The organism is Streptomyces sp. NPDC090445 (assembly GCF_044769385.1).
In the GTDB taxonomy this organism is placed as follows: Bacteria; Actinomycetota; Actinomycetes; order Streptomycetales; family Streptomycetaceae; genus Streptomyces.
In genome coordinates this window covers 128564-141570 of the sequence record NZ_JBIVXV010000011.1, presented here as the reverse complement: position 1 = coordinate 141570, position 13007 = coordinate 128564, and the positions used below count along the sequence as shown (strand labels likewise).

The window sequence follows — 13007 nt, the reverse complement described above, 5'->3', positions numbered from 1 at the left end:
GTCACTCCTTCCACCGGACGGCCGACAGCAGGGCCCGGTGGAGTTCGGGGGTGGATGCGGCCACGCAGGACCGCTGGTTGCCGATGGTCAGATCGGTCAGGACCGTCTCGCCGAGCGGCTGTCCGTAGCCGTCGGTGATGACCGCCCCGGCCCGCTCGGCGAGGAAGACGGCCGCGGCGATGTCGTACGGGAACAGGTGCAGGACCCGGCCGTTGCCGACTCGTTCGAACTCGGGCAGCAGTGCCGGGTCGTCGCGCAGCAGCCGGTTGCCGATGTCCACGTAGGCGTCGAGCTGGCCGGTGAGCAGCCGGGAGATGGACCAGGTGGCGCTGTTGAAGACGAAGACCCCGCCGGTGTTGGCCGAGCGGTCGATGAGGTGGCCGTAGGCCTCGGTCATGAGGCGGGCCGGGTGGCCGTTGAACTCCAGCGACCAGAACATCCGCGCGGGGTCGGTGGTGCGGGTGAGCGCCGGGACGGGGTGGTCGTAGCCGTGGGCGGTGATGCCGGGCGTCGCCAGGTCCCCGTAGAGGTAGGCGCCCGTGCGCAGTTCCATCAGCAGCGCGTGCTCGACGTCGGCGATGCGCGGGCGGTGCGACATGCGGGCGACGGCCACCGAGACGGTGGCCGACTCCAGGCCGGCGACGGCGGGCCGGGTGCCGTCGATCGGGTCGACGACCAGCAGGTGGGCCGGGTCCGTGCCGTGGTGTTTCAGGCCCCGGTCCTCGGAGTAGACGGCGACGGGCAGGTCGTGGCCGACGACGTACTGCCAGACGGCCGCCTCCGCGACCTCGTCGAGGCCGAACTGGGCGTCCCCGCCCGGTGAATGGCCTCGGACCAGGCGGCTGCCGGCCCGGTGCCGGGCCGCCAGAACGGCGTCGCGGACGGCACGGGCGAGGCCGGTCACGTAGTGCCGTACGGCCGCGGCCTGTGGGGTTCCTCCGTGCTCGGGGCCGGTCATGACGCCGCCTCGGCGGCGAAGAGGGCTTCGAGCCGGTCGCAGAGCACATCGGCCTCCGCGCGGGTGAGGATCAGCGGTGGGCGGATCTTGATCACGTTGCCCCGTCCGTAGCGGGAGGTGCGGAGGATCAGGCCGTGGTCCATGCCGCGCCGGGTGAGGGCCTGGGCCCGTTCGCTGTGCGGGCGGCCCTCGTCGTCGCCGATCTCGATCCCGATCATCAGGCCGAGGCCGCGCACCTCCACGACGGCGGGGTGCAGGGCGGCCAGCGCGCGCAGCCGTTCCATGACGTGGGCGCCCACCTCCCGGACGTTCTCCAGGAAGCCGGGGCGGCCGATCACGTCGAGGGTGGTGGCCGCGGCGGCGGCAGCGAGGACGTTGCCGCCGTAGGTGAAGGAGTGGTGGTCGCTGCTGAGCCCGGACATCCGCTCGTCTGCGACGATGGCCGCGATCTGGGCGCCGGATCCGCCGAGGCCCTTGGCGGTCGTCAGGATGTCGGGCCGGACCCCGTAGTGCTCTGCGGCGAACATCCGGCCGACCCGGCCTATACCGGTCTGGATCTCGTCGAAGACGAGGGCGATGCCCCGTTCGTCGCACAGGGCGCGCAGCGCGGGCAGGTAGCCGTCGGGGGGCACGATGTTGCCGCCGCTGCCGGAGACCGGTTCGACGACCACGCAGGCGACGCTGCCGGAACTGGCGTGGTCGAGGAAGTCGTTGATGCGTTCGACGCACAGCATGCCGCAGCTGTCGGGTCCCGCCTGCCGGTAGAAGCAGCGCAGGCAGTAGGGGTCGGGTACCTGGAGCACGCCTGGCATCAGGTGCGGGAAGGGCGCCTTGCGGAACGCCTCGCCCGACATGGTGGTCGTCATCATGGTCTGGCCGTGGTGGCTGCGGAACAGGGTGATGACGTCGCGGCGGCCGGTGGCGAGCTGTGCCATCTTGACCGCGCCCTCGTTGGCGGTGGAGCCGCCCGACACCTTGAGGTGCACCTTGGTCAGGTTCGGCGGGGTGACCTCGACCAGCCGCCGGACCAGCTCGTTGACGGGGGCGGTCTGGAAGGTCGAGGTGGTGTGCACCAGCCGTTCGGCCTGGTCGCGCATGGCCTTGACCACTTCGGGGTGCCCGTAGCCGAGGCTCAGGTTGAAGGTGCCGGACGCGCAGTCGAGGTACTCGTTGCCGTCGGTGTCGTACAGGTGGACGCCCTCGCCGTGGTCCATCTCGTAGGCGCTGACCGGGTAGTACAGATGGTTCTGGGCGTAGCTCAGGGCATCACCGCGGACGTCGCTCCGGGCACCGCTTTGCGCGTCGCGCCGGGCACCGTTTCGCGCGTGGCTCCGGGCGTCGCTCTTCGTGTCGCGCTGGTCGCGCATGAGGTCGGCCATGAATCTCCTGTCGACTTCCGTCCCCCGGACACGATGGACGGCGGATATCGCTCCCGCTGCCGGTTATCCCGGGGAGCCTTTTATTCCGATGCTCGGAGAGTTCACACGTCCAGAATGAACGTGAACGCCGCGTCCCACCCCTCGGGGGTCTCACGGACATCCATCAGGCATTCTGGCCGGAAATACTTGTCAAGGTGGTTTCGGCGTTCGCCGGGGAAATACAGCATCGTGGTCAGCACGGATCCGCCGGGCGGCTGCACCTTCACGTGCACATGCCGGGTCCGCCCCGGGTAGAGGGCGGGCAGCACCGTCTCCAGCCGCCACTGCCCCTCGGCGTCCGCGAACTGGTGGCCGCGCAGCCGAAAACCGCTGTCGTCGTAGACCCCGGCGTCCCCGACCTGCCAGAAGTCGAGCAGGGTGCCTGCTATGGGCTTGCCCTCGACGGTGCGCACGGCGCCGTGCAGCAGCAGCGGGACGCCGCCTTCCACATCGTCCCGGAAGCTGGTCCTGAAAGGGGTGTCGGGTTTGTAGTACGGCCCTTCGCGCAGGGCGGGCGTGGGAGGCGTCCCGTTGCAGCGAACGGTCGGCGTGAGCACCTTCAGGACATTCTTCGGACTTCCGTTCTCCACGGCGGAATTCTCCCTCGGTGAAGGATCTTTCGCTTCGGTCCAGGCAGACTAACCGGCGTTCTCGATGGTGAGAAGAAGGCCGTGCGCCACCTCTCCGCCATTTATTCGAAATTTTCGCCAGGACTTCCGCGATCCGCACGGACAGCAGTTGTCTCCTGAGAATTGGGCGACGCACGGGCCGGATGGGAAGGTGGCGACCGGTGGCATGCGCTCGTCCGGTCACGGTCAGCAGTGGGTGGTGGACCGGCGCAGTACGGCACGGGCGCGGGCGAAGTAGGCCGGGTCGGGCGGCGCGGTGAGGATGTCCGCGAGCGCGAAGAGGTCAAGCGTCCGGCTGAGCCCCAGCCAGTCCCCGGGCAGTCGGCCGTTCCCGCCCCTGAAGCCGTCGAGGAAGCCCTCGGCGAAGGCGGGCGGGTACTCGTGGGCGAAGCGCAGCATGTTTCCGACATCGAAGAGCGGCGAGCCGCTGAACGCCAACTCCCAGTCGAGCACGGCGGCCACCGCCCACTGCCCGGCGCGTCGTCGGACCAAGACGTTCTTCGGGTTGAAGTCGCAGTGCACCAGGCTGCGTTCACCCGCCACGGCAGCGAGTGCCCGGGGTCCTCGGCGGGCCAGGGCGCGCAGTACGGTCGCGTCCGTCCCGCTCAGCGGACCGTCCGCGGCCGCGGTGGCCAGACAGCGCTCGACGAAGCCGGGCAGGTCGCCCAGCAGGGCTGCGCCGTCCGCGGCCGGGACCAGCGAAGAGTCGCCGAAGACGCCCGGGCGGGGCAGCCTGACCCGGCCGATCCGCGCCAGCACCGCACCGACGGCCCGGCCCAGGTCCCGCGCCTCGCCGCTCACCAGGCCGTCCGCGAGCACCTGGCTGAGCGGGGTGCCGTCCACGAACCGGTACAGCAGGGTGGGGCGGCCGGTGGCCCGGCCGTGTGGATCGGCCGCGACCACCGCGGTCACCGGGACGGTACGGGCCGCCGCCCGACCGAGGACGGCGACCTCCACCGCACAGGTGTTGCGCGGGACCCGGCTGCCGCTGGGCCGGTAGCGGCGCAGCACGTAGCGCTCCGCGTCCGGCGCGTCGGCGGGCCGGGCCGTGAGCAGGGCCATGTCATTGGTGAACCCGCCGGGCAGCGGGTCCACCTCGTGCAGCCGGGCGCCGGGCAGGGCGTGCCGGGTCAGCCAGGCACGGGTGGCCGGGTCCAGGAGGCCCGCCGGATCGGGGCGCGTCACACCGGCCAGCCTGCCCGGCCCGGGGCCGTCCTCATACGTCCGGTCCCCCCGATGGCTCAGCGCCGGACCGGCCGCGGCCGTCGGCGGCGGCCGCCGCGGCCGTCGGCGGCGGCCGCCGCGGCCGCCAGGACCAGTCCGCCGGCCGGTCCGGCGAGCCGGCCGAGCCGTGCCGGGACCACGAAGCCCTCGGCTGCGTGCTCGGGCAGCCCGGGGTATCCGCCCAGTGCCGCGGCCAGTTCGGCGCGGAGCAGCGGGAACAGCCCGGGGAGTTCCGCGACGCCGCCGCCGATCACGATCCGCTGGGGCGCGGTCGTGTAGACGATGTTGCGCAGCCCCGCGGCCAGGTAGGACGCCTCCAGCCGCAGCGCCTCGCGCAGTGCGTCGCCGGCCAGTTCTTCGGCCGGGGTCCCCCAGCGGGCGCCCATCGCCTCGCCGCCCGCCAGCCCCTCCCAGCAGTCGCCGTGGAAGGGGCAGGAACCGGGGAAGTCGTCGCCCGCGACCCGGGGCACCGCGAGATGGCCCATCTCGGTGTGGACCAGCCCGCTGACCACCCTGCCGCCGATCACCGCGCCGCCGCCGATGCCGGTGCCGACGGTGAGGTAGACGTAGGTGTCCAGGCCCCGTGCCGCGCCCCAGCGGCCCTCGGCGAGGGCCGCGCCGTTGACGTCGGTGTCGATGCCCACCGGCACGCCGAGCGCGGCGGCGACCGGGCCGGCGACGTCCACCCCGGACCAGCCGGGTTTGGGGGTGGCGGCGAGACGGCCGAACCCGGCATGGCCCGGGCGCAGTTCGAGCGGCCCGAAGGAGGCGATGCCGATCGCGTCCAACGGGCCGGTCTCGGCGGCCGTCTCCCGGAAGAAGGCGATGGCCCGGGCCAGGGTGGGGCCCGGCTCGCCGGTCGGGAACCGGGTCTCGGCCTCGATCCGGTCGGGGGCCGAGCCGACCAGGCAGACGAACTTGGTCCCGCCCGACTCGATCGACCCGAGGCGCGGCGCGCTCACGCGCCCACCGGCCAGCCGTCGGGGCCGACCGGGCCGGAGTGCGAGCGGATGACGACCTTGAGCGCGTCGTAGCGGGGTGGCCGCCCGGTGCCGCCGCCCCCGTCGCCCCCGTCGCCCCCGGTGAGCCCGCCGAGCGCGGTGAAGGCTTCTGCGTACCGTTCGAGCGGGAACTCGTGCGTGACCAGCCGCGCCAGGTCCGGTCCGGTGCCGGAGCCGGGTCGTTGGAGACCGCCGAGTTCGGCGGCCAGGTCCACGGCGACCGGGAAGATGTCGGCCCGGTAGTCTCCGGCGCCGATCAGCCGGATGCCCCGGTTGGTGAGCCGGAGCGGGCGCAGCGGCACGGTGTAGGCGTCGTCGAAGCCCATCACCACGACCCGGCCGCCGTCGTCGATCAGGCGTAGCGCCGTGTCCAGGCCGGTGCCCGTGGTGTCGAAGACGACGGAGGGACGCTCGCCGCCCGTGGCCTTCACCACGGCTTCGGCCGGTTCCGTTCCTGCCACGTCCACCACGTGCGTGCACTGTTCGCGGGCCCGCTCCAGCCGGTAGCCGTCCGGTTCTGCGACGGTGACCCGGCGCGCCTGGCGGGCGGCGACGAGTGCGGTCAGCATCCCGATCGGGCCTGCGCCGAGCACCACCACGGTGTCGTCGAAGGTCACGGACGCGGCCCCGACGTTGTTCAGTACGCAGGCGAGTGGCTCGATCAGGACCGCGCTGCGGAAAGGCAGCCCGGCGGGAACCCGTTCGACGAAACGTTCCGGCAGAGTCACGGACTCCGCGTACGTGCCATCCCGGTCGACGCCGACCTCGGTGCCGGCCTTGTGACGGCAGAAGTTGGTCGCCCCCCGGCGGCACGGGACGCACCAGCCGCAGTACAGCGTGGGGTTGACCACCACCCGGTCCCCCACCCCCACCGAACGCACCTGCGGCCCCGTCTCTCGCACCACACCCACCGACTCGTGTCCGAGCACCACGCCCGGCCGGGCGGGGAACCGCCCGAGCAGGATCTTGCGGTCCGTTCCGCAGACCCCCGTACCCACGATCTCCACCACGACGTCATCACGGTTCACGAGCTGCGCGGCGGGCCGGTCCTGCAGTTCGGCGGAGCTTGGACCCAGATAGACGAGAGCGCGCACGAGACCTCCCCATCGGTTGTCTGCGGGCGACGCTAGCGCAGCCGGACGCAGCCGGACACGACGCCTCTGAGCCACTCCGCGGCCTCGGCCCGCGCCGGCAGCGAAACCCTGTGCGGCGGCGCCGGAATCGACCGGCTCACCGGCGGCGCGGGCGGCGACCTCCTGGAACGACAGGACGGCGGGCGCCGGCCCGAGCATGTGCGTCCTCCCGCGTGCCGGACACAGGACACCCTGGCCACAGGAACAAGGACTCGGCAGTGCTCAGGGGAACTCGCGGGATGTCGCACGGTCGACGTGCCCGACCCCTCGTTGTCGGCCCTCGCAGGGGGAGGGGAAGAGGCGGCGCATGGGGGCTCCGCCCGAGGGGAATCACGGCCGGGTGAAGACAACGGGGTACGGGCGGGGTTGGTACCGCGGTCGGCTGCCCGTCTGGTTACGGGGACTTGTCGTCCTCGCAGCCGGATGGGGAGTCCTTCTCTGCGGTCAGCAGGTCGCCGAAGGGTACGGGGCGACCATGGCGTACCGCGACGCGCCGGTCTGCGACGTCGGGAGCCGGACGGGGAACGGGGGCGACGGTGAGGCGTGCGTGCGGCGCGAGGCGGGCACGGTACTCGACCGCCGGACGGGCGAGCGCTGCACCCACAACGGCACGAGCGGCGGCACGATCGGTGGCCCGAGCGGGGGCGTCACGACGATCGGCGGAGGCGGCATGGCCAGCGCCGGCGGCATCACGGGCGGCACGGTGACCGGCGGGGTGACCGCCGGGGGCGGCGGGGGCGGCACCACGTGCACGACGTACCACGACGTCAAGGTCGAGTGGCCCGAGCGCACCGCCTGGTTGGCGGTGGGGCCGGAGACGTACGACGAGGTCAGGACGGGTGACCGCGCCGAAGTCCGGCTGTGGCGGGGCGAGGTCGTGGGGCTGGGGGTGCGCGGCCGCACCCACTCCTACGCACCCTCCTCGCAGAGCGGAGTCCTGCCGTGGCTCGCGCGCTGAGCTGCCTGATCCTGGCGGCGGGCGCGTGGGGAGCGGTGAGCGGGCGGCTTTCGGACCTCCTCGCCTTCCCCAACTTCGGCTGGCCGTTCGTGGCCGTCGGGGTCGGATGGCTCGGCAGCATGGCGCTGTTCGGCGGACACCCCGTGATCTGGGGCTTCGCCATCCTGTGGACGGGGTTCGCGGTCTTCTGGATCGTGAGCACCTGGCGGACCGGGTGACTGCCCCGCCAGGGGCCGCCGGTCAGCGCCCGGCTCCCAGACGTCGGCCGGCGAGTGAGCGACGTCGGCGGACAGGGTGTGACCGACGTCTTCGAGGTCGGGACGGGTGGCGGCGACGGCACGCAGGATCCGCAGGAGGGACCGTGTACCCCGAAGCCGTCACCGCGGCCCACACGATTTCACTGCCTGCCAGGCCGCCGGGGGCCTTCCCCGGCAGACGCCGGGAAACACGAAGGAGTCGGCCGGCCTCTCCGGGCCGTCTCAGCACCGCACCGGTGAGCGCCGGCGGCTGACGCACCGCCCCGCACGGCGGCCCGGTGCTGAGGCATCAGCGTTCCCAGTCCCGCTACCGTGCGTTTCTCACCCCTGACGGCATGTCCCCACCCATCACCCGGTGCGGGAGCGCCGCGCCGGAGCCGAGGGGGACCAAGCCGCCGGGCACCCTTGCTGCCGTCGCTCCTGCCTCCGCCCCAGCGGTTCGAGGCAGGAGGGTTCCCCGGCGCTACCTCTCCGCCGAAGGCATGGGGCCCGTGGAACGGGCCGTACCCGCCGTGCTCGACATGCAGCCGCTGCCGGCGGTGTCCTCGTCGAGCCGGTCGACGAGGATCATCGCCACGTCGTCCGTCAAGCGGCCTCCGGTATGGCGGATCAACGCCTGGTGCAGTTCCTCCAGGAACTCCCGCGGGGTGGCGCTCGCCCGTATCCCCTCCATGGTCTCCGGCAGGGGGAAGAAGACGTTGTCCCGATTGCGGGCTTCGATCACGCCGTCGGTGTACAGGAGCAGACGGTCGCCGCGTACGAACGGATAGCTCTCGGCCTTGGCGGTGAGGTCGTCCACGAGGTCTCCCAGACCCAGCGGCGGCAGTGGCGTGTCGGGCATCAGCGCCTGAACGACGCCCCGGTGCAGCACCAGCGGGGGCGGATGGCCACGGTTGGCCACGAGCACTACCTGTTCGTCCGGCACCTGGGCCATGAGAGCGGTGGTGAATCCCTCCATCAGAACTTCCGGAGCGTACGCACCGGGCACGGCTGCCTCCCGTAGCAGCGCGGCCTCGCAGCAGTTCATGACCTCCGTCAGCTCGTCCTCGTAGTGAACGGACACCCGGAACGCACCCAGGGTCACCGCGACCGCGCGCATCGCAGTCAGCCCCTTGCCCCTCACGTCCCCCACGATCAGCCGGACGCCGTACGGCGTCTGCACGGCCTCGTACAGGTCACCGCCGACCAGCGCCCCTGTCCCCGCCGCGAGGCACAGGCTGGCGGCCCGCACCGGGCCCAGCCTCTCGGGGACGGGCCGCAGGACGACCTCCTGCGCCGCCACAGCGATCCGGCGGACCTGGTCTAGCTCGCCCTGCCTGCGCGTACGCATGGCACTACTCAGGATGACACTGGCCACGGACACCACGAACAGCCCCAGGAAGTTCCCGATGATCAGCGGGGTCAGCGTTCCCCACGACTGGTTGTAGGTCGCGGAGGCCGCGTTCACACCCGCGGCGAGGACTGCCGTGGCCAGCGTGCCCATCGGCCCCATCGTCAGCGCGGCCAGCGCCGGCGTCGTGGTGAGCACGGGGCCGGTGACCAGATCGTGCGCCGGCGAGAGCTCGATGCTCAGCACGGCCAGCGCGATCACGAAGGGAACACACTGCCCCAGCCTGAACGGAACCCCGCCGTGACCGCCCACTCCTGGTCGAGTGGACGCTCCAGGCCGCAGAGGGCGGAGGCGGAAACGCATAGGTACAGCCTGCCTCGCCGGAAGGGAGCGCTCCACCCCTCGGCCCGTGCCGGGCTCCCGGATCAGCGGACCGGACCGGGAGACCGGTGAACGCGTCCCGCGCTCGCCGCACCGTCCCAGCCGCCCCTGGGCCCGCCCAGCCGTCGAGCGCGGCGACCGTCGAGGCCACGTCCACCGTGCGGGCCGGGGCGGGGCGTCACTCACCGTCCGCATCCGTACGACGAAGACCCCGGGATGGGGAGGGTAGCCGGGTGGCCCGTGGTTCCCGGAATCGAATGCGAGAACACGCTCGGGTCCGAGAATCGATGGCCGGGGCGGTATGTACGCAGCGATCCAGCGCGACTATCACGGATGGCGGTGGGTGACTCAGGCCGGCCTCGCCGGCATGCGAAGGAGTCCTGGTTCGCCGTCCAGGGATGACAGCGCTTTCCCGAGAGCCGTACCGGCTGCACGCCCGTGGTCCGATACCCGCATCGCGCAGCCGTCAGTGGATGAAGTGGTGAGTAGATCACCAGGAGAGATTGCCCCGCACCGGGGGTCGCCCTCCCCCACCTGCGGCGACCCGCACCCCGTCCCCGGGTGTCCGCGACCGACCTCGGCGAGGCGCTCACCAACCTGCCGGGACGCCTCCGGGCGCAGGAAGACGAGCTCTGAGCACGACACCTGGCTTGCACAGCATCGGCTGGCCCGCCCGGCGCGAACCGGGTCACCACCGGGCGCGCAGCATGCCGTCGCTGTCAGGCAGGACGGCAACGAACATCGGGTGGCGTTCGTCGGAGTACATGGACAGGGCGCAGGCCGCCCGTGCGTCGGCCACCAGGGCGGCGAGCTCCTGGTACTCGGTGTCGTCGACGACCGCGTGGCGGATCGTTCCGTCCTGCGCCTCCCACACGAACTCCACGGAGTCCTCCGGGGGTAGCGCGGCGAGGACCGCGCCGACATCGGGGGTCAGGTCGGGCCAGACGGTCAGCAGGGCCCGCGGGCCGAGACCAGCGCGCACCGCGTCGAGGTTCTCCGTCGTGAGGCGGTGCCAGCGTGCGGCGTTGCGGACGTAGGTCTCCTCCAGGAGCGCCGTCTGCCGTGAGGCCAGCTCCGTGCGCAGGCGCGACCAGAAGTCCTCGTCGGCTGGCTCCGTCGCTTCCTGTTCGTCGAATTCCGCCGCGTAGGGGGAGGCCGTCAGCGGTTCCGGGAAAAGCCCGAGTTCCCTTGTACGGGCCACAGCGTCCAGGCAGGGCCGGTCGCTGCCCACGTACACGTACTGGTCCCACCCGACGTGCACGGTGAACAGGTCCCCCGCCTCCAGCCGGCACCACGCGCCCTGGCCGCGGAGCATGGCCCGGACCAGCTCCAGAGCGACCGGAAGGGGAACTTCGGCCCCGTCGTGGTAGCCGGTGAGGTCGGGCGGGAAGAGCCCGCTGAGGCCGTGTCCCCCGACCGGCGGCTCCACGCCGAAGTGGACCAAGCCGGTGACCGCGGGCTCACGGATCTCCAGCCGGTCGATACCCGAGGCCTCCGCGAAGGCGGCGATCGCCGCCAGGTACGCCGCTTCGACCGGCCCGTGGTCACTGTCCGTGTCCTCGGCGCCGGTGTAGTGGCCGCGCTCGTCGCGGTCGGCAGGGTCGTACTTGGTGATCCGGTGGACGAAGGCCGGCGGCACGGTACTCCTTGGGCGGGGCGAAAGGAGTACAAGCGTAGTTTCCGACCCCGAGCCGGTATGCCGCGGGTAGCGCCCTCGGTCGTAGCGGAAGGGGAACGGGGATCGAAGGGCCGTAGGCCTGTCGGCCCCGAGGGTCAAACCCAAGGCCGACGGCGTGGTCCGTGGGGCCATAGTCGATCTTCCAGTCGGCATGGACGCCGGCGAATCCGCCCTTGATACACCGCAAGCCAAGGGTCACCCATCGGACGGATCCATCGCTGCCGAGCGAGAACGCGACCGCGGCCTCGAACTCCTCACTCCCGCACAAGCAGCCGGCCGCACCAGGCTCGTCGTCCTCCCAGGACTCCTCGTTCCCGTACTCCTCGCCATCCGCGATGAATGCACGGCTTCCGCAGCCCGAACACTCCCGTTCCGCTCCGGACGCGTTGACCAGCACGTAGAACACCCGCACTCTGCGGGAACACTGCGAGCTCCGCGGGGACACCCTCGCCAACCTGATGCTCGGTGGTGCAGACAGGTTCGGCAAGCGGCAGGAGGCGGTTGCGTGAAACGCCTCCCGGGGGCCCGTACCGTGCGTTTCCGGCTCTCAGCTGAGGATGTCCAGGAAGTCCGTCCAGGAGCCGTCGGCGGCGGAGCGGGACCGCATCGGGCGCGGCTCCGGGTAGGTTGCCGTTGCGGCCCTCGCGCGGACGATCTCCGGCCCGCCGCACGCCGCGACCGCGAAGGCGCCGAAAACCTTGGCGAACGCGGCCGGGTCCTGAAACTCCACGCCGAACGCCCGGCCGTCCCGCAGCGGCACCCACACCACCCGTTCGACCCGTTGCCATTCCGGCACCGGCTGGTCGTCCGCGGTCGACCGCCCCTCCAGCCACAGCCGCGCCACGTGCAGCAGGTTCACCTCCTCCATCGGCAGCTGCTTGCGGCGCACACGCAGTTCACGTGTCGTCAGCACGACCCGCTGGTCCTTCTTCGGATACCAGACGACGCCGATCCCGAACGGCACCCACAACAGGATCCCGATCATCGGCAACACCACTGCGTCGCCCCACGAGCGGAGCAGCCCGCCGTCCAACAGGTACAGGGCCCCGAAGACCAGGACCCACTTCGCCGTCATCCGCCAGAACCCGGTGCCCTGCCGGTACAGGACCCGCCGCTTGCTCGTCATCGTCATGCCCACACGCTATCGGCCGCCCCACCGCGAGCTCCGCCGCGTCGAGGGCGGCCACGGGGCACCGGCTGTGGTCGGGTGGCGCGCTCATCCGGAGCGTGGCTCCGTCCTTCCCGGTCACGCCTCGGACCTGCGCGCAAGCTCGTGCCGCCGCGGCGGGTATGGCCGCGCATGGACGGGAAGCTCCTGACCAAGGAAACGCAGGCCGAACGCCTGCGGACGCTGCCGACCGGCGTTCCCGGCATCTCCTACGGTCTCGGCATCCTCGACACCGCCGGCTGGCTCGGCCGCAACGGCGACCTGCCCGGGTACGAGGCGGTAGCCGTCCGGCACCCCGCCGACAAGGCCGTGCTCGTCGTCCTCGTCAATTCCAACGTCAACTACCAGGACAAGAACCTGTCCTCCCTCGTCGCGAACACCGTCACTTCCATCGTGACCCCCGACCGCCCCTGGCCCGCCCCGACACCCGCCAAACCGGAGTGAGCCTCGGCCGGTGGGGCTCCGGCAAGTCCGCGGACGGCAAGTGATCCAGACCTTCGACGGCGGCAGGACTTGGTCGCCCGACGAGCGGGTGCTGCCGAACCTGAGGGAGCGCGACTGGAAGTGGCTCTCGATCGGCCCCGGGAAGGCGGTGAAGCTGCCGTCGGGTCCGTTCGTGGTCTCGGGTGAGTACCGCCGGGAGGTCGTGACGAACGGTGTCGCCCAGTCCTACAGCGGTGCCGTCTTCTCCTACAGCGACAACGGTCTGGACTGGAAGATCGGCGCCCGTTGTACTCCGCGCCGACCCGTCAGGGCGCCGAGTCCAACGACCGCTTCAAGCTCGCCGTGCGCACCGCTCCCGTTCCCGGCAGCACGGCGAAGCCGATCCGGCCCACGCCCGGCGCCGTGCCACGGCCAAGTCCGGCAGGACC

The 13007-nt window shown here is 71.9% G+C and carries 12 protein-coding genes; 3 read left to right on the top strand and 9 right to left on the bottom strand.

Going from position 1 to position 13007, the window contains the following annotated elements; genetic code table 11:
- Window position 1: 1 nt before the first annotated feature.
- The 6 genes from ACIQUT_RS22180 to ACIQUT_RS22155 form a co-directional block, all read right to left on the bottom strand.
- A complete protein-coding gene (locus ACIQUT_RS22180; protein WP_403564934.1) occupies window positions 2–958 on the bottom strand; it encodes an inositol monophosphatase family protein in 957 nt (318 codons plus the stop codon).
- Complete coding sequence (locus tag ACIQUT_RS22175; protein WP_403564933.1) at window positions 955–2337, bottom strand: aspartate aminotransferase family protein; 1383 nt, start codon at window positions 2335–2337, stop codon at window positions 955–957. Before ACIQUT_RS22175 ends, ACIQUT_RS22180 begins: the two co-directional genes overlap by 4 nt.
- Window positions 2338–2438: 101 nt before the next feature.
- Window positions 2439–2933 (bottom strand): hypothetical protein, encoded by a 495-nt coding sequence (locus ACIQUT_RS22170; protein ID WP_403564932.1) that lies wholly within the window; start codon window positions 2931–2933, stop codon window positions 2439–2441.
- A 258-nt stretch (window positions 2934–3191) separates the two neighbouring features.
- The gene (locus ACIQUT_RS22165) at window positions 3192–4190 is read right to left on the bottom strand and encodes a phosphotransferase (RefSeq protein WP_403564930.1); all 999 of its coding nucleotides are present in this window, start codon (window positions 4188–4190) and stop codon (window positions 3192–3194) included.
- A 56-nt stretch (window positions 4191–4246) separates the two neighbouring features.
- Window positions 4247–5191 (bottom strand): ROK family protein, encoded by a 945-nt coding sequence (locus tag ACIQUT_RS22160; RefSeq protein WP_403564928.1) that lies wholly within the window; start codon window positions 5189–5191, stop codon window positions 4247–4249.
- Window positions 5188–6324 (bottom strand): zinc-binding dehydrogenase, encoded by a 1137-nt coding sequence (locus ACIQUT_RS22155; RefSeq protein WP_403564927.1) that lies wholly within the window; start codon window positions 6322–6324, stop codon window positions 5188–5190. The genes ACIQUT_RS22160 and ACIQUT_RS22155 overlap by 4 nt, the downstream gene beginning before the upstream one ends.
- 514 nt (window positions 6325–6838) lie before the next feature.
- Between ACIQUT_RS22155 and ACIQUT_RS22150 the strand changes: the two genes are divergently transcribed.
- A complete protein-coding gene (locus tag ACIQUT_RS22150; RefSeq protein WP_403564925.1) occupies window positions 6839–7321 on the top strand; it encodes a hypothetical protein in 483 nt (160 codons plus the stop codon).
- The gene (locus tag ACIQUT_RS22145) at window positions 7306–7539 is read left to right on the top strand and encodes a hypothetical protein (protein ID WP_403564923.1); all 234 of its coding nucleotides are present in this window, start codon (window positions 7306–7308) and stop codon (window positions 7537–7539) included. Before ACIQUT_RS22150 ends, ACIQUT_RS22145 begins: the two co-directional genes overlap by 16 nt.
- A gap of 502 nt (window positions 7540–8041) precedes the next feature.
- On the opposite strand, the gene ACIQUT_RS22140 is transcribed toward ACIQUT_RS22145, so the two are convergent.
- From ACIQUT_RS22140 to ACIQUT_RS22130, 3 genes are all read right to left on the bottom strand, one after another.
- A complete protein-coding gene (locus ACIQUT_RS22140) occupies window positions 8042–9169 on the bottom strand; it encodes a PP2C family protein-serine/threonine phosphatase (RefSeq protein ID WP_403564921.1) in 1128 nt (375 codons plus the stop codon).
- Window positions 9170–9977: 808 nt separating this feature from the next.
- Complete coding sequence (locus tag ACIQUT_RS22135) at window positions 9978–10928, bottom strand: RNA-binding protein (RefSeq protein ID WP_403564919.1); 951 nt, start codon at window positions 10926–10928, stop codon at window positions 9978–9980.
- Between the two features lie 586 nt (window positions 10929–11514).
- Window positions 11515–12099 (bottom strand): hypothetical protein, encoded by a 585-nt coding sequence (locus ACIQUT_RS22130; RefSeq protein WP_403564917.1) that lies wholly within the window; start codon window positions 12097–12099, stop codon window positions 11515–11517.
- A 168-nt stretch (window positions 12100–12267) separates the two neighbouring features.
- Between ACIQUT_RS22130 and ACIQUT_RS22125 the strand changes: the two genes are divergently transcribed.
- Window positions 12268–12579 (top strand): hypothetical protein, encoded by a 312-nt coding sequence (locus ACIQUT_RS22125; RefSeq protein WP_403564915.1) that lies wholly within the window; start codon window positions 12268–12270, stop codon window positions 12577–12579.
- Window positions 12580–13007: the final 428 nt, after the last annotated feature.

Bases quoted from the DNA above. Each gene is read 5' to 3' on its own strand.
- ACIQUT_RS22175 (WP_403564933.1), bottom strand. From the start codon at position 2,337: ATGGCCGACCTCATGCGCGACCAGCGCGACACGAAGAGCGACGCCCGG.
- ACIQUT_RS22180 (WP_403564934.1), bottom strand. From the start codon at position 958: ATGACCGGCCCCGAGCACGGAGGAACCCCACAGGCCGCGGCCGTACGG.
- ACIQUT_RS22150 (WP_403564925.1), top strand. From the start codon at position 6,839: ATGGCGTACCGCGACGCGCCGGTCTGCGACGTCGGGAGCCGGACGGGG.
- ACIQUT_RS22125 (WP_403564915.1), top strand. From the start codon at position 12,268: ATGGACGGGAAGCTCCTGACCAAGGAAACGCAGGCCGAACGCCTGCGG.
- ACIQUT_RS22130 (WP_403564917.1), bottom strand. From the start codon at position 12,099: ATGACGATGACGAGCAAGCGGCGGGTCCTGTACCGGCAGGGCACCGGG.